Origin of the sequence: Actinopolyspora biskrensis (genome assembly GCF_013408175.1) — a bacterium.
In the GTDB taxonomy this organism is placed as follows: Bacteria; Actinomycetota; Actinomycetes; order Mycobacteriales; family Pseudonocardiaceae; genus Actinopolyspora; species Actinopolyspora biskrensis.
In genome coordinates, this window is the sequence record NZ_JACBYW010000001.1 from 1,245,922 (window position 1) to 1,268,736 (window position 22,815).

The 22,815-nt window shown below is 67.9% G+C and carries 25 protein-coding genes and 3 pseudogenes; 20 read left to right on the plus strand and 8 right to left on the minus strand.

Going from position 1 to position 22,815, the window contains the following annotated elements; all coding sequences use genetic code 11:
• Positions 1 to 301: 301 nt before the first annotated feature.
• Positions 302 to 651: pseudogene (locus FHR84_RS05375) on the plus strand (NADH-quinone oxidoreductase subunit A).
• Between the two features lie 200 nt (positions 652 to 851).
• On the opposite strand, the gene FHR84_RS05380 reads toward FHR84_RS05375, so the two are convergent.
• Positions 852 to 1,190, minus strand: a complete 339-nt coding sequence (locus FHR84_RS05380) for a hypothetical protein (RefSeq protein WP_179534262.1) — start codon at positions 1,188 to 1,190, stop codon at positions 852 to 854.
• Positions 1,187 to 1,471 carry a hypothetical protein gene (locus FHR84_RS05385; RefSeq protein WP_179534263.1) on the minus strand — a complete coding sequence of 95 codons (285 nt, stop codon included), beginning with the start codon at positions 1,469 to 1,471 and terminating at the stop codon, positions 1,187 to 1,189. Before FHR84_RS05385 ends, FHR84_RS05380 begins: the two co-directional genes overlap by 4 nt.
• Positions 1,472 to 1,701: 230 nt before the next feature.
• On the opposite strand from FHR84_RS05385, the gene FHR84_RS05390 reads away from it, so the two are divergent.
• The 10 genes and pseudogenes from FHR84_RS05390 to FHR84_RS05435 all read left to right on the plus strand — a co-directional run bounded on the left by FHR84_RS05390 (position 1,702) and on the right by FHR84_RS05435 (position 7,576).
• Positions 1,702 to 1,980 carry a hypothetical protein gene (locus tag FHR84_RS05390; RefSeq protein ID WP_179534264.1) on the plus strand — a complete coding sequence of 93 codons (279 nt, stop codon included), beginning with the start codon at positions 1,702 to 1,704 and terminating at the stop codon, positions 1,978 to 1,980.
• Positions 1,973 to 2,896 (plus strand): NADH-quinone oxidoreductase subunit H, encoded by a 924-nt coding sequence (locus tag FHR84_RS05395; RefSeq protein ID WP_179534265.1) that lies wholly within the window; start codon positions 1,973 to 1,975, stop codon positions 2,894 to 2,896. The genes FHR84_RS05390 and FHR84_RS05395 overlap by 8 nt, the downstream gene beginning before the upstream one ends.
• Before the next feature lie 9 nt (positions 2,897 to 2,905).
• A complete protein-coding gene (locus FHR84_RS05400) occupies positions 2,906 to 3,505 on the plus strand; it encodes an NADH-quinone oxidoreductase subunit J (protein WP_179534266.1) in 600 nt (199 codons plus the stop codon).
• Positions 3,502 to 3,663, plus strand: a pseudogene (locus FHR84_RS23130) (NADH-quinone oxidoreductase subunit K); the annotation flags it as partial. The gene FHR84_RS05400 and the pseudogene FHR84_RS23130, both read left to right, overlap by 4 nt.
• Positions 3,642 to 3,995 (plus strand): annotated as a pseudogene (locus FHR84_RS05405) (proton-conducting transporter transmembrane domain-containing protein); the annotation flags it as partial. The pseudogenes FHR84_RS23130 and FHR84_RS05405, both read left to right, overlap by 22 nt.
• Before the next feature lie 470 nt (positions 3,996 to 4,465).
• Complete coding sequence (locus tag FHR84_RS05415; protein ID WP_218861979.1) at positions 4,466 to 4,888, plus strand: phage holin family protein; 423 nt, start codon at positions 4,466 to 4,468, stop codon at positions 4,886 to 4,888.
• Positions 4,885 to 5,229 carry a hypothetical protein gene (locus FHR84_RS05420; RefSeq protein ID WP_179534268.1) on the plus strand — a complete coding sequence of 115 codons (345 nt, stop codon included), beginning with the start codon at positions 4,885 to 4,887 and terminating at the stop codon, positions 5,227 to 5,229. Before FHR84_RS05415 ends, FHR84_RS05420 begins: the two co-directional genes overlap by 4 nt.
• 184 nt (positions 5,230 to 5,413) lie before the next feature.
• Complete coding sequence (locus FHR84_RS05425) at positions 5,414 to 5,722, plus strand: hypothetical protein (protein ID WP_179534269.1); 309 nt, start codon at positions 5,414 to 5,416, stop codon at positions 5,720 to 5,722.
• Between the two features lie 596 nt (positions 5,723 to 6,318).
• Positions 6,319 to 6,885, plus strand: coding sequence for a hemerythrin domain-containing protein (locus FHR84_RS05430; protein WP_179534270.1), 567 nt, complete (start codon positions 6,319 to 6,321; stop codon positions 6,883 to 6,885).
• 379 nt (positions 6,886 to 7,264) lie between these two features.
• Positions 7,265 to 7,576 carry a hypothetical protein gene (locus FHR84_RS05435; protein ID WP_179534271.1) on the plus strand — a complete coding sequence of 104 codons (312 nt, stop codon included), beginning with the start codon at positions 7,265 to 7,267 and terminating at the stop codon, positions 7,574 to 7,576.
• Positions 7,577 to 7,637: 61 nt separating this feature from the next.
• Here FHR84_RS05435 and FHR84_RS22260 read toward each other — a convergent pair whose 3' ends face one another.
• From FHR84_RS22260 to FHR84_RS05455, 4 genes are all read right to left on the minus strand, one after another.
• Positions 7,638 to 7,922 carry a DUF6480 family protein gene (locus tag FHR84_RS22260; RefSeq protein WP_179534272.1) on the minus strand — a complete coding sequence of 95 codons (285 nt, stop codon included), beginning with the start codon at positions 7,920 to 7,922 and terminating at the stop codon, positions 7,638 to 7,640.
• Between the two features lie 123 nt (positions 7,923 to 8,045).
• Entirely contained in the window at positions 8,046 to 8,243 is a 198-nt protein-coding gene (locus tag FHR84_RS05445) for a ubiquitin-like protein Pup (protein WP_179534273.1), read from the minus strand.
• Between the two features lie 113 nt (positions 8,244 to 8,356).
• Positions 8,357 to 8,584, minus strand: a complete 228-nt coding sequence (locus FHR84_RS05450) for a hypothetical protein (RefSeq protein WP_179534274.1) — start codon at positions 8,582 to 8,584, stop codon at positions 8,357 to 8,359.
• A 511-nt stretch (positions 8,585 to 9,095) separates the two neighbouring features.
• Positions 9,096 to 10,127, minus strand: a complete 1,032-nt coding sequence (locus tag FHR84_RS05455) for a cation diffusion facilitator family transporter (RefSeq protein ID WP_218862233.1) — start codon at positions 10,125 to 10,127, stop codon at positions 9,096 to 9,098.
• Between the two features lie 103 nt (positions 10,128 to 10,230).
• Here FHR84_RS05455 and FHR84_RS05460 point away from each other — a divergent pair, with 103 nt between their 5' ends.
• The 3 genes from FHR84_RS05460 (at position 10,231) to FHR84_RS05470 (ending at position 14,120) form a co-directional block, all read left to right on the plus strand.
• The gene (locus FHR84_RS05460; protein ID WP_179534276.1) at positions 10,231 to 10,611 is read left to right on the plus strand and encodes a metalloregulator ArsR/SmtB family transcription factor; all 381 of its coding nucleotides are present in this window, start codon (positions 10,231 to 10,233) and stop codon (positions 10,609 to 10,611) included.
• Between the two features lie 254 nt (positions 10,612 to 10,865).
• Positions 10,866 to 11,147: a metal-sensing transcriptional repressor gene (locus FHR84_RS05465; protein ID WP_179534277.1), complete on the plus strand. Its 282-nt coding sequence runs from the start codon at positions 10,866 to 10,868 to the stop codon at positions 11,145 to 11,147.
• Between the two features lie 633 nt (positions 11,148 to 11,780).
• Entirely contained in the window at positions 11,781 to 14,120 is a 2,340-nt protein-coding gene (locus FHR84_RS05470; RefSeq protein WP_179534278.1) for a heavy metal translocating P-type ATPase, read from the plus strand.
• A 119-nt stretch (positions 14,121 to 14,239) separates the two neighbouring features.
• On the opposite strand, the gene FHR84_RS05475 is transcribed toward FHR84_RS05470, so the two are convergent.
• Complete coding sequence (locus FHR84_RS05475; RefSeq protein ID WP_179534279.1) at positions 14,240 to 15,385, minus strand: adenosine deaminase; 1,146 nt, start codon at positions 15,383 to 15,385, stop codon at positions 14,240 to 14,242.
• 420 nt (positions 15,386 to 15,805) lie between these two features.
• Here FHR84_RS05475 and FHR84_RS05480 point away from each other — a divergent pair, with 420 nt between their 5' ends.
• The 5 genes from FHR84_RS05480 to FHR84_RS05500 all read left to right on the plus strand — a co-directional run bounded on the left by FHR84_RS05480 (position 15,806) and on the right by FHR84_RS05500 (position 20,201).
• Positions 15,806 to 16,546, plus strand: a complete 741-nt coding sequence (locus FHR84_RS05480; protein WP_343075151.1) for a GntR family transcriptional regulator — start codon at positions 15,806 to 15,808, stop codon at positions 16,544 to 16,546.
• 57 nt (positions 16,547 to 16,603) lie between these two features.
• Positions 16,604 to 16,780 carry a hypothetical protein gene (locus FHR84_RS05485; RefSeq protein WP_179534280.1) on the plus strand — a complete coding sequence of 59 codons (177 nt, stop codon included), beginning with the start codon at positions 16,604 to 16,606 and terminating at the stop codon, positions 16,778 to 16,780.
• Positions 16,781 to 16,924: 144 nt separating this feature from the next.
• Positions 16,925 to 17,647: a DUF2267 domain-containing protein gene (locus FHR84_RS05490; RefSeq protein WP_179534281.1), complete on the plus strand. Its 723-nt coding sequence runs from the start codon at positions 16,925 to 16,927 to the stop codon at positions 17,645 to 17,647.
• Between the two features lie 429 nt (positions 17,648 to 18,076).
• Positions 18,077 to 18,865 (plus strand): VOC family protein, encoded by a 789-nt coding sequence (locus tag FHR84_RS05495; protein ID WP_179534282.1) that lies wholly within the window; start codon positions 18,077 to 18,079, stop codon positions 18,863 to 18,865.
• Positions 18,866 to 19,223: 358 nt separating this feature from the next.
• Positions 19,224 to 20,201: an arabinan endo-1,5-alpha-L-arabinosidase gene (locus FHR84_RS05500; protein ID WP_246300129.1), complete on the plus strand. Its 978-nt coding sequence runs from the start codon at positions 19,224 to 19,226 to the stop codon at positions 20,199 to 20,201.
• 71 nt (positions 20,202 to 20,272) lie between these two features.
• Here FHR84_RS05500 and FHR84_RS05505 read toward each other — a convergent pair whose 3' ends face one another.
• A complete protein-coding gene (locus FHR84_RS05505; protein ID WP_343075152.1) occupies positions 20,273 to 21,934 on the minus strand; it encodes a BCCT family transporter in 1,662 nt (553 codons plus the stop codon).
• Positions 21,935 to 22,264: 330 nt separating this feature from the next.
• Here FHR84_RS05505 and FHR84_RS05510 point away from each other — a divergent pair, with 330 nt between their 5' ends.
• Complete coding sequence (locus FHR84_RS05510; RefSeq protein WP_179534283.1) at positions 22,265 to 22,726, plus strand: SRPBCC family protein; 462 nt, start codon at positions 22,265 to 22,267, stop codon at positions 22,724 to 22,726.
• Positions 22,727 to 22,815: the final 89 nt, after the last annotated feature.

Consider the following 22,815-nt stretch of genomic DNA (forward strand, 5'->3'; position numbering starts at 1 on the left):
CCGGAACCGGGGAAGCCGGCCGGACTCTCGGCTGCGCCTGCCCGCGTTCGAATACCCGCCCGGTGAGTGCGGCAAACGGTGCGAACCGACGGTGGCGCGTCCGAGCGGGACACGGAAACGCCCCGCGGCGGATGCGACGTGAGTGTTTTTTCGACAACGAGCGGGAACGCCTTCGGTGCGCGAGGATCTGTTTCGCGTTCCGGTGGTTGGAAGTGATCGTGCACGAGTCCGCTGACGTGCCGTTCCGCGCGTCGCGCGCTGCCGCTGCACGTGTCCTGCCCGCGTCGGGGAGCGTGTCGTGATGAGCGGTTTCGGTGCGGCGCTGGTGCTGCTCGGGGTGGGAGTCCTGATCCTCGGCTCGGTGTACGGCCTGGCGTGGGCACTGGCCGTGAAGCCGAGGGGGAGGCGGTCGACCAGTTCCTCTCCGGACACGAGCCCGTCGAACACGCTTTCTGCCGGTTCCACGTGCGCTGGTACACGCTGGCGATGGTTTATCTGGCCTTCGAAATGGAAATGTTGTTCATGTACCCGTGGACGTTGGTCGTCTCCTCGATCGGGACGAAAGCGGTCGTGGAGATGTTCGTCTTCCTCGGCGTCCTGTTCGTCGGTGTGGTCTACGCGTGGCGTGAGGGGGCGTTGCGATGGGACTGAGCCGGATTCTGCTGCGTTTCGCCGCGTCCACCCCCAGGCGATGGTGGTGGAGGGGGCCGCGGGGACGGCGGCACGTCTGACCGTCGAGGACGAGCTGCGCAGGCGCGGCTGGAGGCTCGCTTCGTCCCCGCGGACACCGATGTGCTGATCAGTACCGGGCTCCGGGGCCGGACTCGTGGAACGCGGTGTGCTCCCTGTGGTCACGGGTCCCGGAGCCCCGCGTGTTCGGGCACGTGGATACCCCGGAGGGGGTTCCCGAGCTGCTCGACGGGGTTGTCGGCGGGCTTTCCGACCGGGGGTGGCAGCTGCGCGAATCCTTCCGAGCCCGGGGCGGTGGTGGTGCGCGGGAAGCGGGGGAGGTCGACTCGGCGCGGCCTCGCGGAGCCGGAGAGGACGTGGTGAACCGGCACTCCGCCGCGGGCCACGACGTGGAGGCGGGGCACGGCAGCTCCTCCGGTGAGGGAGCGGGCGGCCACGAGGGCCACGAGGGCCACGAGGGCCACGAGGACGACGGGGACCACGGCGGCCACGGGGGTCACGGGGGAACCCTGCGGGACTGGCCGTGGCCGAGCGCGGCCCCGATCGGGACGGGCTCGCGCTCGACCGGTTGCACGTTCCGCTCGGGCCCGCGCTGCCGTACTGGCCGCCGGGGTTGGTCGTTCGCACGACCCTGCAGGGCGACGTCGTCCAGGAGGTCGAGGTGGAGCTGCTCGACGACACCGGTGAACACGAGGACTTCTGGACCGAGCCGTGGCGTCGCGCCGCGGCCGGACAGCGTGTCGAGCGCGGCGCCGGGACCCGACGCGTCGTGGCGGCGCATCTGGACAGTCTGGTTCGACTCCTCGCGGTGGCCGGTTGGCCCGACCCGGCGGCGCGAGCCGCGTGGCTGCGGGGGGAGGTGCTCGCCGGCACGTCGGAGGAACGGGTGCGCGGTCGGCTCGCGCGGCTGATCGCGCGGCTCCGGTCCAGCCGGACGCTGTGCGGGCTCACCACCAACCTGGGAGTGCTGTCACCGGAAGCGGCCGGGCACGCCGGATTCGGGGAAGCGTGGTGCGGGCGAGCCGTTCCGGCGGTGACGTCGCCGCGCGTTGGCGGGAATGGCTGGTCGAGATCGAGAGCAGGCTGCCCGGCGTCGACGGAACGTCCGAGTTGTCCGGGCAGGAGTGTCCGCCCGGGGCGGCGCGGGCACGTTCCGCACCGGTGCTGAACGTGCTGCCCCGGTTGTTGGAGGGGGTCGAGCTGTCCGGGGCGCGATTGATCGTCGCCAGCCTGGACCCGCAGGTGGCCGGGCCGTGTTCCGCGCGTCCCCTGGAGGTTTCCGGTGGCTGACACCCCGTTGTGGTGGGCGGTGTTCCTGCCCGCGGTGCTGAGGGTGTTCACCTTCGGTGCGGTCGCGTTCGACTCCCTGCTCGCCGCCCGCGCGGCCGGTGCGAGCGCGGTGGGCGGGCTCTCGGCTCCGCTGCGCGAGACGGCCCGGCTGCTGGTGACCCAGCGGCGTACGACTCGTTCGGCCGATCCGGTGCTGTGGCGCGCGGGGGTGGCGCTCGTCCCGCTGGCGGCGTTGTCGGCCGCGCTCGTGCTGCCGCTCGGCGGACGTGCCGTGGCCGATCCGGCCGTGGGGATCGTGTGGTTCAACGCGATGGAGATCCTGGCCTGGGCTGCGGTCTGGATGGCCGGCTGGGGACCGAACCCGGCTTTCTCCCTGGTTGGCGGGTACCGGTTCGTGGCCCAGGGGTTGGCCTACGAGCTGCCGCGCATGTTCGCGTTGATCACGGCGGCCACGGCCGCGGGAAGCCTCCGGGTCGGGGGCGTGGTCGAGGCCCAGTCCGGGGGCTGGTTCGTGGTGTGGATGCCGGTGGCGTTCGCGGTGTACCTGATCAGCGCCGTGGCAATGGCTTTCCGGCCTCCGTTCGACGCGCCCGTCGGGCGTGATCTGGCCGGTGGAGCGGCCGCCGAGTTGTCCGGTGTGGACCGGCTGGTGTTCCTCGGGGGACGGTGGGTGCTGTTCGTGGTCGCGGCCGCGCTGTCCGTTCCGCTGTTCCTGGGTGGGGGAGCGGGGCCGGTGCTGCCGCCGTGGCTGTGGACCCTGGTCAAGACGGCGGTGGTCGTGCTGTCGCTGGTCTGGCTGGCTCGCCGTTTCCCGACGGTGCGGATGGACAGGTTCGCCGAGTTCTCCTGGGTGGTGCTGCTCCCGGTGGTGCTGGCGCAGGCGCTGCTGGTTTCCGTGCTCGTGCTGGTTCGGTGAGGGTAAGCGATGGAAACTGTGCTGTGCTGGGTTTTCGGTGTGCTCGCCGTGGTGTCCGGGTTCCTGGTGTTTCGGTTGGACTCGATGGCCCGGGTGACTTTCGCCCTGCTCGCCTCGTTCCTGTTCGTCGCCTTCGAGGTGATGTCGCTGGGACTGAACTACCTCGGTGCCGTGCTCGTGCTGATGATGGTCATGGAAATGGTGATCATGGCGGTTTTCATGATCATGTACATGATGAACCCCGCCGGGCTGATGCCCATGGCGATGTACCACAACAAGGCCGCGGCGATGTCGATCTCGGTGGGTACCTTCGTCGTGCTCGCGGCCGGGGTCCTGCTCGTGGACTGGCCCGAACGCGTGGGACGTCCCCCGGCCGACCCGACCGGTGCGCTCGGACGTGAGCTGATGGGCGCGCAGATGCCGACGATGATGACGCTCGGACTCGTACTGTTCGCCACGATCCTGGCGACGGTGACGCTGTCCACGCGACGGGGGCGTTACGACCGGTTCGGTTCCGGGCTGCGCGACCGTCCCGCGGATCCGGTCCCGGGCGGGATCGGCACAGCCAGCACGGGGGCGGCGGGTACGGAGACGGGAGGCCGCCGATGAGTTTGGAAGTGTTCCTGCTGTTCGGAGCCGCTCTCGTAGCCGTGGGGCTCTACGGGGCGCTGTCGCAGCAGTCGATCGTGATGCTGATGATGGGGCTGGAGCTGATGATCGGCGGGATCGTCCTGGCCGCGGCGGCGGTCTGGCACGGCGCCGTCCCGCCATGGCGGCGGTGCTGGTGGTGTGTCTGCTGGGATTGGTCGGAACTCCGCCGACGGCGGTCTTCCTGGGCAAGCTGGAAGTGTTCAGCGCGGCCGTCGACGGGGGCTACACCTGGTTGGCCGTTGTCGCCGTGGTCAACACGGTGATCAGCCTGTTCTACTACCTGCGCTGGCTCGTTCCCGTCCTCTCCCCGGCCACCGCGGAGGACGAACCGGCGCCCTCCGGCCGTCGGGCGGCTTCCGTCGCCGCGTTCGCCGCGCTGCTGTCCCTGCTCGTGGGGATCGGTGGTGGCGCGCTGCTTCCGCTGCTCGACGGTCCGCTGCTTCCCTGAGTTCCCCCGTGGCGGGGGACGTCCGTTGCCGGAGGTCCGTCGCGGTGGTTCAGGGCCGGAGCAGCACCTTGAAGGCACCGTCGCTTTTGTGCTGGAAGATGTCGTATCCGTGCGGTGCTTGCCACGGCGGAAGGGTGTGGGTGGCGAAGTCCTCCACTCCCAGGGGGTCGGTGTTCTCCGCCGCTGGTGCCCCGGATGATCGCGTCCTCGGGGGCCCGCAGCCGGGGCTCGGGCACGTTCTCCACCCGTACGTCCCGTTTGCCCTGCCAGGTCAGTGCTCGCATCGTCTCCACCGGGGCGGCTCGCAGTGCTTCTCCTCATCCGGGGAACAGAGAGGGACGATCGTCTAACCGGGGACGGTTCGCTGGATGTTCTGTGTCGTCCGGCCGCTTCCCGGCATCGATCGGCGTCCTACTGGGTACTCCCACGGTGCGAACCGGCATCGTCGAAACGATCAGGGAGGCGACGCCGTGACCGAAACCCAGCAGAAGTCTCCGGAGTCTCCGGTTTCCGAGCATTCGACCACCGAACTGATTCGTGATCTCGGAGACCAGCTCGGCGACCTGGTCGGCAGCGAGTTCCGGCTGGCCCAGCACGAGTTGGAACGCAAGGGCAAGCAGGCGGGCAAAGGGGCCGCGATGTTCGGCGTGGCCGGTGGCCTCGCCCTGTTCGGGATCGCGGGACTGCTCACCAGCGCGGTCCTGGCCCTGGCGGTCGTACTGCCCGCGTGGCTCGCGGCGCTGACCGTGGGCGGCGGGATGCTGCTGCTCGCGGGACTGATCGCGCTCGTGGGCTCCGTATGGTTGAAGGGATCCACACCGCTCGCTCCGAGGGAAACTCTCGACGGAGTGCGGTGGGACGTTCGCGCTCTCAGGGAGGCGACGCGGAAATGACCATCCGCGATGAGCGGCGGCCGTGGACGCACACGACCGCGGCCGACGAGGACGAGCGATTGCGTGCCCGCCGCGACCTGGCCAGGCAGGAGATCGGGGAGACGATCGAGGCGCTGACCCGCAAGGCCGATCTGAGCTCGCGGGCGCAGGAAGCGGCGCACGATTACCTGGCCAGGGTGCAGGAGAGCGCCGCGGACATGGCCGGGCACGCACGGGGAGACAAGGGCACCCGGACAGCGGTGTGGTTGTCCCTCCTCGCGTTGGCGGGTGTGGCGACCGCCTCCTACATCGCCCTCTCCCGGGCGCGCCGCGCCACCCGGCCCCCGTTGTTCCGGCTGTGAGGGGCGAGCAGCGCAGCGACCGTGTGACCGTGGTGATCACGACACGTGACCGCAGGGAGGAATTGTCGCGCACACTGCCGCACGACTTCCCAGCAGGACGCCGCCCCCGTGATCGTGGTCGGCAACGGTTCCGCGGACGGTTGCGGTCGAGGCCGTGACCACCGGGTCCCCTGGGGCGTGAGTGTTGCGCAACGAAAGCGACCTGGGGCCGTGGCCCCGCAACGCCGCTGTCGAGTACGCCGAAACACCGCTGGTCGCCTTCTGCGCCGCTGGGCGGCTCGCGGGCACGTGTGATGCACGCGCCGAGGCGTTCCGGGCGGTAGGACTTCTCGGAGCGTCGGTGGTTCGGGGCGAGGAGGAGCTCCTGCTGACCGACATGGCGGGGCGGGGCCGGTGGGCGTGCTACGGCGAGGGCGCCGTGCTCCGGCACCGTCCTTCCGAGGTGCGGGGCCCGCGAAACGTCGCCGGATCGGCCTGCGCGAGGCGTCGATGAGGAACCGCCACCCTTCTCCGGTGCGGCTGACCACCGCACCGGCGAGAGACATCCCGAGGATCCGGCCCGGAACTGAGGACCGAGCCGTGCTGAGCGCGTTTCCGAAGTCTGCCCTGCAGGCCAGCTGCGAGCGGAAGGTGGTTGTCAGGGAAGCGGGAAAGATCGCGCTCCAGGGGCGGTGTGGCGTTTCGCCCCACCCGACTCGCGGTGTGTCCGCGGATTGCCGCGGTCCTGAACCGTCCGCGACGGCTCCGCGACGGCTCGGAGCCGGGAGTCTCGACACCCCCTGGGGCCTGCTGTATCGATTCCGGGGTCAAATGTGTTCACGCTCTCATGAACAACGCGATTCGTGTCGGATTTTGACCTTTACGTGCGAGGTCCGGTCGCGTGGGCTGAAAGGGAAAAGATCGGACGAATTCGACGAGCGTGATCCGTGTTTATCTTTCGTCCGATCGTGAACGCGGGTTTCGGGTGGATCCGCACGGGGAAGGGACGGGGTGCCGGTGAGTCCGCTGTTTTCCACCGCGTTCCGCGGAAGGGGCTTTCCCGGATTCTCGAACCCGTTCCCGAGACGGAAACCAGTTCAGGAGGAACTCGTGTCCCAGGCGACCAAGTACAGCGACATGATCGGAATGCTGATAGAGGACCACAGGAACGTGGAGCAGGCCTTCCAGGAGTTCGAGGGCGGGATCGAGGACGCCTCGCGGCGCAGGAAACTTGTGGATCACATCATCACCGAGCTGGTGCGGCACTCCGTGGCCGAGGAGCAGTACCTGTATCCCGTGGCCAGGCAGACGCTGGAGAACGGTAACGAGATAGCCGATCACGAGATCTCCGAACACGCCGAGGCCGAGCAGTTGATGAAAAGGCTGGAAGGGCTCGATCCCGAGGATCGGCAGTTCGACGAGACCACCAGGCAGCTGATCTCGTCGATACGGCACCACGTCGAGGACGAGGAGAACGATCTCTTTCCCAAGCTGCGCCGGTGGTGCGGTGAGGAACAGCTCCAGGACCTCGGCAACAAGATCCGCCGTTCCAAGGAGACGGCTCCGACGAGACCACACCCGTCCGCTCCGGACACGCCGCCCGCGAACAAGCTCCTGGATCCGGGCGCGGGGCTGGTGGACAAGATCAGGGACGCGCTCAGCGGGCGCGAGCGCTGACCAAGGGGACTTCGGGACCGGTCCGAACTCCCGTCCTCGAGTCCGTGGGGCTTGCCGGGCTCGAGGACGGGGTGGCGAGCCCTCCCGACTCCGGATTCGGGGCAGGGCGCGTTCGTCGACGGCGTCGAGCGCTCCGGGGACGGGCGTAGCAACTCACCGCGACCGTGGCTCGTCCGCCCGGGGCAACGGGACGACGAGAAAGCCGTGCACGCGGGCAGGTGGTTTGCCCGACTCGGGGGGCGGGTACGCCGATGGTGCGAAGCTGCACGGTCGTTCACCGACCTCGCCCGCGCGGACGGGACCGGGCGGTCCCGTCGAGAACGGAGCACGGGCGTGCGGACGACGGAAATCTCTTCGCGGACCACCAAGGGGAGCGATCATGTATTTCAACGGGACGACGATCCTGCTGATCGGGGGATCCGCAGAGTTGGAGAAGTTCCGGGAATGGGCACGCAGATCCGGTTTCCGACTCGCCGGAAGAGTGGGGCCGGAAGTGCGGTACGTGATCGCCGACGAGGACGTGCTCGACGGCAGTTGCACCCCTGAGCAGGGTCGCATGCTGGCCCGGGCGCGGGGATCGGGACTGGAATGCCTTTCGCCCGCTACCGGGCAGTCCTGTCTGCGGATGCTCCTCGAAGGGCGCACCCCCGAGGTAGGCAGGAGCGGAACGGTCCTCACCGGTGGGCGGTAGCGCCCTGCTGGGGGTCCGATCGGGACCGGACCGGTGTGGAACCAACGGCGCGGACGGGTGGTCACCAGCCGAAGGGCAGCAGGCCGATGCCCATGGCGACGAAAAAACCGGCCAGCAGCAGGACGACCACACCCGTTACGGTGATCCACGTCCACGTGGCCGGGCGAGCGGTGGCGGGTTGTGGATGTGAGACGGCGCGACTGGCCGAGCCTGCCTCGGGCGGAGTCTCGCCGGCAGGCACGGATCCTCCGGAGTCCAGGCCGGGAGTCCTCGCCGGATCCGGACCGGGGGTTTCCTCGGGCTGATCACCGCGCCCGTGATTTCCGGGAGGTTTTTCTCGTTCCATGGCGGGTGGCCTCAAAACGGTGGTCGAACGTCGGCGGGCGAGAAGGAGCGGGGCGGCGCGTGATCCTCGTGATCGTCCCGGACGGGGGATTCCCCGCACGGTGCTCGTTCTGCCCGGTCGCGGTCATTGTCCGCCCTTTTGAACGTAGGAGCGGACGAACTGCTCGGCGTCCTCCTCGAGGACGTCGTCTATTTCGTCGAGGGTGGTTTCGGTGTCGTCGGCGAGTTGCTCGCGCCGTTGGCTTCCCGTCTGCTGCCCGTTCTCGTCGTTCTCCTCGGAGGAATCGCCGTGGTCGTTCCGTGATGGCCTTTCCTGCTGCATTGAACATCTCCGGGGCGGGGTGTGGACGGTAGGCCCGTTCCTGTTCCCGCGGGGGAGGAACGGGCCGCTGATGACACCGGAGAAACCGGGGCGTGCTGTTCTCGGCGGAACAGTCACTGCTCACTTCGCAGGCGTTCGTAAAGGAGTTTTTTGCCTTGTTCACCGGCCTTCTGGTTGTTCTCCTTGATGGCGCGCAACCACCTGGCCAGTTCCTCGTCGCCCTGCGCCTCGGCGTCCTTCGCGTAGCTGTCCACCATCCAGATGTTTTCCAGTGACTGCTGAAGTACGGCGATCAGGTTGTAGTTCTTGTCCTTGAAGGGGCTTTCCCGCTCTTGGGCCATGGGAGCTCCTCTTCGTGCGTTTCGGGCGGTTTTCACCGTGCCGGCCGGAAGGGGCGCTTCCGGAAAGGTGTGTGAGGGCGCGCTTGGCCGACGTGTGTCGGGGAGCGCCGCCCCTGAGGACCGGAACGTGCTCCGAGAGCTCGGAGAGGGATCGCCGAATCCTCAGTTGTATCCGAGTGTGATGACGGTGTCGTTCTCCGAGTCCTCCGGGTCGAGCTCCGTCCGGGGGTGTTCGGAGGGTGGAGGAGTGGAAATCCTCGTTTCCCGGAGCTCTTTCTCCGGGTGCTGTTGCTCAGCGGTTTTCGCCGAGTGATACATCTCGATCACTCCAGTGGCCCGTCGTGATGGAAGGGGCTTTCCGCCTCCGGGTTCCCGGGACTCGCCCCGTGTCAAACCTCGGGGTGGCCGGTTGCGTGCTCCGGGCGGCGGTGGAGCGTTCGTTCGGGAAGTTCCGGGACGGACGTTGCCCCGGGGTTCGGACGGGGCGCGGCCAGGGCTTTGTCGCCTCGGTTCACCTCTCGTGGACCCGATTCGCTTCCGGGGGGATCCGGACGGGTGAGTCCCCCCGCAGCGGGGGGCATCCGCGGGCGGAGATGTTCTCCGCGGTGGGGGCGGTGGAGGAACGGGCCACTTCGATGGTCGTGTGATCGATGCCGAACTCCTCGTCGAGCAACCCGGTCAGTTGCCTGCGGACGTCGTCGGGATCGCTGTGGTCACCTACGACCACGTGGGCGGACAGAGCGGGGAAGCCTGAAGCGACCTCCCAGACGTGCAGGTCGCCGATCCCGGTGACTCTCGACTCGGAGAGCAGCGTGGCACGGATCCGCTCCGGGTCCATGCCGCGTGGCGCCGCCTGCAGAAGCACCCGGGTGGACTCGCCGATCAGCCCGGCGCCGGACTTGAGCATCAGGGCGGCGACGACGAGGGCGGCCAGCCCGTCGGCGCGCATGAAGCCCGTGGTCAGGACGAGAAGCCCGGAGACGGTGGTGCCGATGAAGGCGTAGAGGTCGTTGAGTACGTGCTGGAAGGCACCTTCCACGTTGAGGCTGTCGCGGTTGGCCTTCGCCAGTGTCCAGGTCGCCAGCAGGTTGGCCACGATTCCCGTGCAGCCCACGATCAGCACTGTGGCGCCACCGACCTCCGGCGGGTCGATCAGTCGATGGATGCCCTCGTAACCGAGGTAGCCTCCCAGGCCGGTGAGCGTCAGGCCGTTGATCGAGGCAGCGAGGGTTCCCGAGCGTTTGAGGCCGAAGGTGTAGGAGCCGAAGCTGCTCCACGTGCTCAGGGTCATGGCGATCAGCGCGAAGGCGATCGAGGCCGTGTCGGTGAGCATGTGCGCGGCGTCCGACAGCAGCGCCAGTGAGTTGGCCAGCACCGCCGCGACGGTTTCACCGATCATGAAGCCGCCGAGCAGGACCAGGGCGAGGACCAGCTTCTTCTTGTCCGCGTCCGGCTTCACTCCGTGGCCGTGATCGTGCTTTCCGTGGTGCTCCGCGCCCCGGGGGCCGAGCCTCGCTCGCGCACTGCCCGCTCTCCAATGCATCAACACTTGCGCATTTACTTAAAGGTGAATCTATAAATAGTTGCGTATTCGTGCAAGTAGTAGGCTGTTCGGGCAGCGTTTCGGAGTCGGGAGGAGGTAACCGGTGCGCCCGACCGATCGTCCGGCTCAGTCGTCGAAGCCCGCGTTCCGGCTGCGTCATCCGGACCGCGTGTCCGAGGCGAGTGCCGCCCTGCCCGACGAATCGACCGTCTTCCGGGTGACGCGGGCCCTGCATCTGCTCGGTGAAGCGGCTCGGTTGCGCATCGTCATCGCGTTGTTGGCCGCGACCGAGTTGTCGGTCAACGATCTGGCCGCGACCATCGGCCTCTCCGAGGCGGCCACCTCGCAGCATCTGCGGCTGCTGCGTTCGGAGTCCATGGTCCGGACGCGGCGCGAGGGGCGCACGATCTACTACGCGCTCGACGACGACCACGTGCGTGAGCTCGTCGAGCTGGTGCTGGCTCACGACGATCACCGGGACTGATCCGCCGGGGCGACTTTTCCGGGGTGGGACGTGGCGACCCCGGGCGTGAGCGCCCGCGGCACGGCCTGTCGCCACTACCCCGGGAGGGTGTCCGTTCCGGCCGGCGGGAGGTCCCGCGACGGGAACCACCTCGTGCGTCGGAACACCCCCCGGGGGGTATCGGAAGGAAGCTCGGTCGTCTCGTCGTGTCTTCCGGGGTTACGGGTAGGGGGTAGTGTGGACGCGGACGGCCAAGTAGGCGATGGGAGTGTGCTGTGCGCGGATACACGCAGGACAAGGAGGAATACCTCAAGCGGCTGCGACGCGTCGAGGGGCAGATCCGGGGACTGGCTCGCATGGTCGAGAACGACGAGTACTGCATCGACGTCCTGACGCAGATCTCGGCCGCGACGAAGGGGCTGCAGGCGGTTTCGCTCGGGCTGCTCGACGAGCACCTCAAGCACTGCGTCGCCGAAGCGCTGAGCGAGGGCGGTGAGGAGGCCGACGAGAAGGTCCGCGAGGCCAGTGACGCGATCGCACGGTTGGTGCGTTCGTGAGTCGGGCCCCGCAGCCCTGTTCGTGACCGGCGATGCTGGTGTTGCTTCACCGCGGGCCGAGCACGAACGGAGGTGTGCGCCGAAGCCTCGGAGTGCGGTGCAGCGAGCCGGAGGCCGCTGTCGAGGCGGCTGATCTGTTGTTCGCGGTTCCGCGGCGCACCCTTCGGCAGCGGGTGCCGGAACCGCCCCGCGCGTTCCCCGCTCTCCTCCCGGAGGGGCGGAAGCCGTAACCGCCGGAAGTCGCGGGTTCGTCCGTGATGTGGCCGGATGGACCGCTTCGGGGTGCCGGAGCCTTTTTCCCTCCTGCGCTCGTGATTCCTGTTTCCAGGGTCGGGGTTCGCCCGGAACCCGGTGCTGACCGCGTACGGGTGCGGTCGCCGCTGTTTCCCGGAACGATGTCGATCGGAGCGGTGGTGCAGCAGTTTGACACGGTACCCCCGTAGGGTATAATTTTGGATCGCGAGGTTCGGGTGGGCCTTACTCGTCGATGCCGAGCGGAAGGACCCTAGAGCGCCACTACCGGGTGACCGTGTGACTGGAGCCCGCACGAGGGGTGCTCTTCGCCCGCGCGGCTCCGTGGCGCGGAGTGCTGCTCGCCCGTGGGCGGGAATCCGGCAGGAAGGGATTGGAAGGATGAGCACCGACCAGCAGGACACGCGGCCCTCCGGGACGACGGCGGAGGTGGAACTGTCCATAGGCGGGATGACCTGTGCCTCGTGCGCCTCGCGGGTCGAGCGCAAGCTCAACAAGCTCGACGGGGTGGCGGCGACGGTCAATTACGCGACCGAGAAGGCCAAGGTGCAGTACCCCCCAGGGGTCGAAACGGACGACCTGGTCAGGACCGTGGAGTCGGCGGGATACAGCGCCGCGACGCCGGAGAGCGCGCGCGGGGGGGACGCCACTCCCGAGGGCGGGGGAGACGAGGGCGGCGCCGAGCTTCAGCTGCTGCGTCAGCGACTGGTCGTTTCCGCGCTGCTTTCCGTGCCGGTCATCGCGATGGCGATGGTTCCGGTTCTCCAGTTCACCTACTGGCAGTGGATCTCGTTGACCCTGGCCGCTCCGGTGCTGGTGTGGGGAGCCCTGCCGTTCCACAGGGCCGCCTGGACCAATCTGCGCCACGGGGCGGCCACGATGGACACCCTGATCTCGATGGGCACCCTGGCGGCGTTCGGCTGGTCGCTGTACGCGTTGCTGTTCGGCGACGCGGGGGTTCCCGGCATGACCCACGCGTTCGAGCTGTCCGTGGAACGGACGGACGGGAGCAGCTCGATATATCTGGAGGTGGCCGCCGGAGTCACCACGTTCATCCTGGCGGGCAGGTACTTCGAGTCCCGGTCCAAGCGCCGCTCGGGGGACGCGCTGCGGGCGCTGTTGGAGCTGGGGGCCAAGGAAGTGGCCGTCCTGCGTGAAGGACGAGAACAGCGTGTTCCGACGGGGGAACTGCGCGTGGACGACCTCTTCGTCGTCCGCCCGGGGGAGAAGATCGCCACCGACGGCGTCGTCACCGAGGGAACCTCGGCGGTCGACGCGAGCATGCTGACGGGCGAGTCCGTTCCGGTCGAGGTCGGTCCCGGGGACACGGTGGTGGGAGCGACCGTCAACGCGGGCGGCAGGCTGGTCGTGCGGGCCACCAGGGTCGGTTCCGACACCCAGCTTTCCCAGATGGCGAAGCTGGTCGAGGAGGCTCAGACGGGCAAGGCCCGGGTCCAGCGGCTCGCCGACCGGGTGTCCGGCGTCTTCGTGCCGGTAGTGATCGCTCTCGCCCTGGGGACTCTCGGCTTCTGGCTGTGGAGCGGAAGTGGCGTCTCGGTGGCCTTCACGGCCGCCGTGGCCGTGCTGATCATAGCCTGCCCCTGTGCTCTCGGTCTTGCCACTCCGACGGCCCTGCTCGTGGGGACCGGCCGCGGTGCTCGGATGGGGATCCTGATCAAAGGACCCGAGGTGCTGGAATCCACCAAGAAGGTGGACACGGTCGTGCTGGACAAGACCGGAACCGTCACCACGGGGAGGATGGAACTCGTCGACGTTCGAACGGCCGAGGGCGAGTCCGCGGACGAGGCTCTCACGCTGGCCGGGGCGCTGGAGAGCGGTTCGGAGCACCCGATCGCACGGGCCGTCGCCGAGCGGGCGGAGCAGCGGACGGGCTCACTGCCCGCGATCGAGGACTTCACCAACGTGGAGGGGCTCGGAGTGCGAGGGACCGTCGACGGGAAAGCGGTGTTGGTCGGTCGAGCGGAGCTGCTCGAGAAGTGGGACGTCTCGATTCCCGAGCCGCTCGCGGAAGCCAAGCTTGCCGCTGAGCGGGCCGGCAGCACGGCTGTTGTCGTGGCCTGGGAAGGCCGGGCCCGTGCCGTGCTGGTGATCGCCGACACCGTCAAGCCCACGGCCGCCGAAGCGGTCCGGGACATGCGCGAGCTCGGTCTGAAGCCCGTTCTGCTCACCGGGGACAACGAGGCTGTGGCCCGGACGATCGCCTCCCGGGTGGGCATCGACGAGGTCGTCGCCGAGGTCGTTCCGCAGGAGAAGGTGGACGTCGTCGCACGGTTGCAGTCCGCGGGCGGTGTGGTCGCCATGGTCGGTGACGGCATCAACGACGCCGCCGCCCTGGCCCGGGCCGACCTCGGTCTGGCGATGGGAACAGGTACCGATGTCGCCATCGAGGCCAGCGACATCACCCTGGTCCGGGGGGATCCGCGTGCCGCGGTGGACGCGATCAGGCTTTCCAGGAAGACCCTCGGCACCATCAAGGGGAACCTGTTCTGGGCTTTCGCCTACAACGTCGCCGCGCTGCCCCTGGCCGCGGCGGGGATGCTCAACCCCATGATCGCCGGCGCGGCCATGGCGTTCAGCTCGGTGTTCGTGGTCAGCAACAGCCTGCGGCTGCGTGGTTTCCGCAGCACCGCGCGGGGAACGAAGCTCGAGAGCGTTCCCGCGCCGAGCTCCACGGCCGGAGCCGAACGGGTGGCGGGGTGAGCTCTCCGCGGGGCGCGGCGCTCCGGACCGAGCTTCCCGACCACCTCGCGGGACCTCCCGGTGGGGCGAACCCTGCCGGGAGGTGCTTCCGTGCAAGTGCCCGTGCGGTTCGGAGGCGCTCAGTGCTGGCCGGAGGGCAGCGGTCCCACGGAGTCGTCGACCTTGCCGAACAGGGATTCCGACCGCAGGGCGGCATAACCCGGCTTGATCACCTCGTTTATGAGGGCCAACCGCTGGTTGAAGGGCAGGAACGCCGACTTCATGGCGTTGACCGTGAACCACTGCAGGTCGTCCAGGGTGTAACCGAAGTGCTCGATGAGCTCGGTGAACTCCCGGCTCATGCTCGTCTGGCTGATCAGCCTGTTGTCGGTGTTGACGGTCACTCGGAAGTGTAGTTGCCGCAGCAACGCTATCGGGTGTTCGGCCAGGGAGCTCACCGTCGAGGTGTGCACGTTGGAACGCGGGCACATCTCCAGCGGGATGCGCCGGTCCCGCACGAACGAGGCGAGACGTCCGAGTCGTGCCTGGCCGTTCTCGTCGAAAGTGATGTCGTCGAGGATGCGCACCCCGTGCCCCAGGCGGGCGGCACCGCAGTACTGGATGGCCTCCCAGATGGACGGAATACCGAAGCCCTCGCCGGCGTGGATGGTGAAGTGGAAGTTCTCCCTGCGCAGGTATTCGAAGGCTTCCAGCGACTGGGTCGGTGGGTGACCGGCTTCGGGGCCGGCTATGTCGAACCCGACCACTCCCGCGTCCCGGTAGCGTACGGACAGGCGCGCTATTTCGGAGGAACGGGACTCCTGCCGCATCGCGCACAGCAGCAGCCCGACCCGAATGCGGTGTCCCGCCGCGGCCGCTCGGTCGGTGCCCTGCCGAAAGCCCTCCAGGATCGCCTCGACCACCTCGTCGAGTTCCAAGCCGCCCTGGGTGCTCAGCTCGGGAGCGTAGCGCACCTCGGCGTAGACCACCCCGTCGGCGGCCAGGTCCTCGGCGCATTCGGCGGCCACCCTGGTCAGCGCGTCCGAGGTCTGCAGCACACCGACCGTGTGCGCGAAACGTTCCAGGTACTCCTCCAGGGAGTCCGCTTCGGTGGCCGCGGCGAACCACTTCTCGAGCTCCTGCGGGTCCGTCGTCGGCAGGTTCCGGTAACCGGTCCGCTCGGCGAGCTCCACGACGGTGCGCGAGCGGACTCCGCCGTCGAGGTGGTCGTGGAGCAGTACTTTCGGGGCCTGCTCGATCTGTTCCTTCGTCGGTGCTGTCGCCATCAAGGGCGGTACCTCCTAGCAGGACTGTGTTGTCCCGGGTTGCCCCGGTTGTTGTCCCGGGTTGCCCCGGTTCGCGGGGTGACTGCTCCGGGGGAACTCCTACGGGCTCCGGACAGCGGACGCCCTCCTCGAGTAGCGGCCTACGAGGAGCCGGGGAGTCCGCACCCGTCGTCGGCACGGGAGACCCCGCGGTCACTCGGTTCCGTCCGGGTCCGGTGTACTCCGGAGCGGACAAGAGCGATGCGGTGCTGTCAGACAAGTTTGATTTGAGTGGAGTGTCTACACAACACGTTCCCCGTTCGTCAAGCGACACGCCCGACCTCGTTCAAGCATATACCACTCCGCTCGAGCGCGGAGCAGTTTGACTGCGACGATCATCGGGGGTAGCTTGTCTGACAACGATTGTGAGCGAGGTGCGTGGTGCCGGAGAACCGAACGCGACGCAGACCGTCGGTGGATCTCTACGAACGCATCGTCGAGGGCATTCGCTCCGGGGAGTACCCACCCGGCTCGACGCTGCCTTCCGAACCCACGCTCGCAGCTGAGCTGGGGGTCAGCCGTCCCGCGCTGCGGGAGGCCCTGATCCTGCTGCAGGAGGACGGGGTCATCACGGTGCGCCGTGGAGTCGGCCGGACGGTGAGCACCAGCACCCCGCGCAGGGGGTTCGAACGCCTGACCCCGGTCGAGAACCTGTTCCCGGGGCGGACGCGGGTGCGTGCGCTCGCCCGGTCCTTCGAGGAACCGACCGATTTCGTGCTGCAGCACCTTCCCGTCCCCGCGAACAGCGAGATCCGGTTCTGGGAAAGCGTCGTCGACGTGGACGACTGGCCGGGGTGCCTGGTCCAGGAGTGGACGCTGCCGGACGAGGTCCTCGCCCGCGTCCACGCGGCGTTGCCGGAAGTGTTGGAAACGGCTGCCGCGCAGCCGCGAACCATGCTGGCCGTGCTGAGCGAGCGCCAGTACGACCTGCCGTTGCGTGGTTCGAGCGGTGTGACGGCCACCGTGCTCGGAAAGCAGCGCGGAGAGGTCTTCGAGCGTCCCTCGGACACTCCGGTGGTGCTGATCACTCAGGTGGTCAGCGCGGAGAACACCCCGTTGCTCGTCGGAAAGTACGTGCTCCCGAGCGGTGCTCCCGCGGTGCAGTTGTTGCAGTCCCGCTGAGCGCGGCGACCGGGCTTCCAGCAGGACGTGCGGCCTCGCCGGGGGCATACTCGGCACATGGACTCCACACGGGACAGCGGGGACACGGTCGAGGTGTGCGACCTGTGCGGGCTATCGGTAGATCGGGACAACGCCCGCTACGAACGGGTGGGCGGCTCCGAGGAGTCCGCTCCGGGGGACGTGCTCACCGCGTGCAGCGAGGATCACATGCGTCAACTGCGGGAAAGGCGGTGAACGAGCACGTCCCGCCGTGCTCCGCCGTCCGGCTCGCCTCACCCGGACAGGGGCGGACACCGCCGGGCGGACGTCGGCGGAGGCGTCCGCGGGGACGCCGAGTGATGTGTCGTTGCCGCGTACCACGGAAGGAAGGGGGCGGCCATGGTGGCGCGATACCAGGAGTTCGTGGACGGGGTGGTGGCTCGCGGGGAGCTGGATTCCGCTGAGGAGGCGCGTGCGGGCACCATTCGCGTCGTCGAGGCCCTGGCCGAACGCGTGGGCGAACGGGAACGCGAGCTGCTGGCCGAACGGCTTCCGGGCAAGATCCGGGATTCGATACGTTGGGACGAGCGAACCGGGCACGGAGAGCCGGACACTTTCCTCGAGGACGTCGCCGTGCGGACCGAACGACCGGCCGAGCACACGCGTTACCTGGTCATGGCGGTTCTCTCCGAACTGACTTCGCAGGATTCCGAACTGGCCGAGTCCCTGAGCAACCGGCTGCCCGCGGAGGTCACGGAGCTGTTCTCCTCCCCCGGTGGGCGACCTCCGCCGGAACGGGGAACGGCCGGTGTCGGCGATCGGCCCAGGCCGCTCGAGGCGGACGAGCTGGAACGGGCGTTGACGGGACTGGACGATTGGGCCGGGGACACCGGGCGAATCACTCGGACGGTCGTCCTCCCCAGCGACAGGTGGCCCCCGTTGCTGCGGCGCGTGGAAGCCGTTCAGCAGGAGCTGAGTCATCACGCCAAGGTGGACCGGGGCAGCAACGACGATCTGACCTTCTCGGTGCGCACCCGCTCGGTCGAGGCGGTGACCGAACTGGACCTGGAGCTGGCCCGGCGCATCGACGAGGCGGTCGCTCAGGTCTCGTCCGGTGGATGACTCCGGGCGGGCCTCGGTCCCCCGAACCGGTCCGCGGTGACCACCTGAGGGGTCCTTTCAGGATGGTTTTCTTGGCTGGAGTGCTCGGTCAGAGCGGAACGAGTTGCTCCGGTGCGTGAGGTGGATGCACAGCAGGGCGTCGCCTCCCGTGCAGGCAGGCAGCCGACCACCCGAGCAAGTCATTCTGCAAGGCCTCCTGAGTCAAGTAAGGGCCAGGGGAGAACCGAGGATTCCAACGGAGGGCCGGGGATCGGTGTGCCCGGGGCGATTCCGATCGGCAGGCGAAGGTCGGAGGCAGGTGCCAAGGTGTGCTGACGAGGCACTCACTCGGGTGCCTGGCAAGGCTGTGCCCGAAAGGCCGAAGTTCGGACAGCCGAACGAACGCACCCGACAACAGCACTGCCAGGACTCGTTCCGGAAGGGAAGATCATGATCACCACTGATTTCGTCGTCGGCTCCCCGTGCTGGATCGATATCGCAGCCCCGGACGTGTCCGCGGCCGTCGATTTCTACCGCTCGGTGTTCGACTGGGAGTACGAACAGCTGGGTGAGGAGGAGGAGTACGGTTTCTTCCGGCTCGGGGGGAGGAAGGTGGCCGGGATCGGCGGCCTCACCGAGGAAGACGCCCGTTCGGCGTGGATGATCTATTTCAGGACCGACGACGTCGACGAGGCGAGCCAGACCGTCCGCCAGCTGGGTGGGACCGTGCGTCGTGAACCTTTTGACGACGATCAGGCTCGGATGGCCCAGTTCAGCGACCCACTGGGGGCTCAGTTCGCGGTGTGGCAGCCGAAGGCATCCCGGGGGGTGGAGAAGACGGACGAGCCGGGGGCGTTGAACTGGATCGAGCTCTACACGACCCACGTGGCCGCGGCCAAGGAGTTCTACGTCGAGCTGTTCGGCTGGCAGACGGAGGACATGCCCCTGCCCAGCGGGTCGAGCACCTATTCGTTGATAACCCCGAGCGGAGGATCCCAGGAGCGCGTGATCGGGGGGATGATGCAGCTCGCTCCGGAGCATCTCGCCCTGACCGGTGGACAGCCCTACTGGCATCCGGTGTTCGCGGTGCGGGACTGTGACGCGACCATGTCGCGGGTCGTCTCGAGCGGGGGAAGTGTGCAGATGGGGCCGGAGAACGCGGCGGGCGTGGGGCGGATGGCCGTCTGCCTGGATCTCTCCCGGAGCGATTTCGTCGTGCTGGAGTCCGCGGCCGACTGACCGGCGTTCTCCGTTCTCCCCTCTCGTGGGGACGGCGTGGTCGTTCCGGCGCTGCCGGCGCCGAAAGGAAACCGGGGCCGACCGGCAACTCGACCGGAGAAGCCCTACGAGCACTCCCGGCGGTTGCCCCTCGGTGCTCGGTACCTCCGATCAGGGGTGCTGGTTCCACTCGTTTCGGTGAGTAGTGCTCCGATATCCGGCGTCAACGATCAGCAGAGCGTTGACCTTCGGTAACTTCACTTCTACCTTTCGTTTTCAAAGGTTTTCGAACGCCTTTCGAAATATCGAACGTATTGTTCGGCGGTGGGCCAACTCCGGTGTCCACCGTGCTTTCCGATTCCGGTGGAGGTGTTGTTCCATGCGTGGACATCCGGCTCGAATGGCAGGAGTGCTCGGAGCCGTGCTGATGTCGGTGAGTTGGGCGGTTCCCGCCGCCGCCGCCGACTATCCGATGCCGGGACTCGTGACGGGGGACCTGGCCGCGCACGACCCCTCCATGGTGCGAAGGGACTCCGGATACCTGCTGACCTCCACGCACGGGGGGATCGAGACACGCACCTCGACCGACCGAACCCACTTCGAACGGAACGGTTCGGCTTTCGACACCGTTCCCGAATGGGTGCACGAATACAATTCGTCCGGGGACGTCTGGGCTCCGGACATCTCCTTCCACTCGGGCAGGTACTGGATGTACTACTCGGCGTCCTCGTTCGGCTCGAACCACTCCGCGATCGGGCTGGCCACCAGCACCTCAGGCGACCCGGGGACCTGGCAGGACGAAGGGATCGTGTACTCCACGGCCAGCGGGGACGACCACAACGCCATCGATCCCAATCTGCTGGTCGACGACTCGGGGAAGTGGTGGTTGTCGTTCGGCTCCTTCTGGAGCGGAATCCGCATGATCAGACTGGATCCCGCCACCGGTAAGCGGCACGGTGCGGACGGCACGCTGTACCACCTGGCCAACGGCCCAGCCGGATCGCACGCCGTCGAGGCCCCGGCGATCATCCGGCACGGCGACCACTACTACCTGTTCGTCTCCTTCGGCCAGTGCTGCCAGGGAACCGACAGCACCTACCGGGTGATGGTGGGACGGGCCACCAGTCCGACGGGGCCGTACACGGACCGCTCGGGCACGCCGATGCTGGAGAACGGGGGGACCGAGATACTGGGCAGCCACGACAACGTGATCGGTCCGGGCGGGCAGAGCGTTCTCGAGGACGGTTCCGACGACCTGCTCGTCTACCACTACTACGACGCCGACCAGCAGGGAGCCACCAGGTTGGGAATCAACACCCTGGAGTGGGACGAACAGGGCTGGCCCCGGGTGGTGTGACGGGAGCGTTCTCCGGGCCGTGCCCCGCGGGGCACGGCCCGGAGCGTCGTCCGGACAGGGGACGGCGCGAGTCACCGCTCCGAGCGCTTCGTCCCTCCGGAGTTCGACTCGCCTCCCTCGTCCTCCTGGGCGCGCTGTCGGACGGAGTGCCGAACCGTGGCCTCCCGCAGCCCCACCAGCGGACTGGGCTCCTCGGGACGGGCCACCATGGGGCGTTCCTCGTTGAGCCCCTTGCTCAGTCCGATGCACATCAGCAGCAGCACGATGCAGAACGGCAGTCCCGCCAGGATCGAAGCGGTCTGCAGCGCGCTCAACGCGTCCGTCCCGCTGACCGCTCCCGCCGCGAGCAGCACCGCGGCGATCACACCTTCCATGACGGCCCAGAACAGGCGTTGCTGCCACCGCGGGTGGGGATCACCGCCGTTGGTGAGTATGTCGACCACCAGCGAACCGGAGTCCGAGGACGTGGCGAAGAACAGCACCACCACGATGATCGCTATCACCGAGGCGATCGTGGTGATGATCCCGAGCACGGGAAGTTGCTCGAACAGCACGAACATCGCCGTCTCGGAGCTGGCGTCGGCGAGCGGGTTGGCCGGGTTGGCCCGGAGCCGCTGCAGCGCGGCGTCCCCGAAGACGGTCAACCACACCATGGAGGCGCCGACAGGGGCGAACAGCGCTCCTCCGATGAACTGCCGGATGGTGCGGCCGTAGGAGATCCTGGCCAGGAACATCCCGACGAACGGTGACCAGGAGATCCACCAGCCCCAGTAGAACAGGGTCCAGCTGCTCTGCCAGTCCTGCGCCTGCGGGCTGTTGGGATAGGTCTCGAAACTCGTCAGCGGCAGGTTCTGCAGGTATGTCCCGATGTTCGTGGCCAGCGCGTTGACGATGTCCCGCGAGGAGGCGGACACGAAGACGAACACCATCAGGGCGAAGGCGAGCCAGAGGTTGATCAGGGACAGGTTGCGGATCCCCTTGTCGATCCCCAGCAGCACCGACACGACGGCGATCGCCGTGATGGCCAGGATCAGGATCACCTGCAGCCCGGCCGTGTTCTCGATCCCGAACAGGGTCTGCAGCCCGGCTCCGACCTGCTGGCCGCCGATGCCCAACGAGGTGCCCAAGCCGAACAGGGTGCCGAACACCGCGAGGATGTCGATCACGTGGCCGATCCAGCCGTAGATGCGGTTTCCGATCAACGGGTAGAACGCGGCGGCCGGGCGCAGCGGCAGTCCCTTGCGGAACGCGAAGTAGCCCAGTGAGAGGCCGAGCACGATGTAGATCGCCCACGGGTGCAGTCCCCAGTGGAAGAGCGTGAGGTTCATCGCTTCGGGAACTGCTTCCGCGGTACCCCCCGGGCCGGTGGGCGGGTCGAGGTAATGTGAAATCGGCTCACTCACCGCGAAGTAGACCAGGCCGATTCCCATCCCGGCGGTGAACAGCATGGCGAACCAGGCCATCTTGCCGTACTCGGGTCTCGAGTCGGGTGGCCCCATGCGGAGGGTGCCGAAGCGACTCAGCATGATCACCACGACGAAGATGAGGAAGAAGGTGGCCGCCAGTATGTAGAGCCAGCCGAAGTTCGTGGTGATGAAGCTGTTGACGGTCCCGGCCACCGTCGCGACATTGGACGGAGCCAGCACCCCCCACAGAACGAAGGCCACCGCTATGATCCCCGAGATGATGAACACCGGGGGATTTGTGTGGGTCCTGATGTAGTCTCGAATCACTGTGGATCACCATCCCCGAGCGCCGCGGGGCACACTTGTGGCGAAGAATCCGAGGGTACTCGGCATCCGGTGCACCATCTTCCTGCATAGTGCCGTCCTACGCAGGACAGGAAGCCGTGTGCTGCTCGGTGCGTCCCCCGGTGGGGTGCTGTATCGGTTGAGTGCCGCCGGTGGAAACCTGAGTGGCCGTCCGGTTGCCGGTCCGTGTCGATGTCCCCGGAGGTCCCGGAGGTGTCGCGGGACACCTCGATCGGTGCGGCGGCCTCCGCCGCGCGTCGTGGGCAGCGGTTAGCGTGATGGGGCAGTCGCGATCGGCGAGGAAGGTGCGACATGGTGGAACCGACCGCGAGCGCGCGGGCCGAACTGAAGGTCTCGGCCGACGAGGCCTACCGAATGGTGACCGACCTCGACACGCTCGCCGCAGTCTCGGAGGAACTGGAAAGCTGCGTCTGGCTGGACGAGACGCCGGTGGTGCCCGGAATCAGGTTCCGGGGCCACAACAGGAACGGTGCCAGATCGTGGTCGACGGTGGCCACGGTGCGTTCGGCGGAGCGGGGAAAGTGCTTCGCATTCGACGTCGACGACGGGGAGGTCCCCGTCTCGCACTGGCAGTACGAGATACATCCCACCGGTTCCGGTTGTGTCGTGGTCGAAAGCACCTGGGACCGGCGTCCTCAGTGGTACACCCCGGTGAGTGCGGAAACCACGGGAGAGACCGACCGCGGTGCGGCGAATCAGCGCAACATCGAGCGAACACTGCGGGCGCTGCGCGAGCTCGTCGAACAGGATTGAGTAGCGCGTGACTCGTCGCCCCGCCGGGGCCGGAACTCGTCGGGAACTGTCCTCGTGAAGGGGGTCCGCTCTTTCGGCGGATCCCCGCG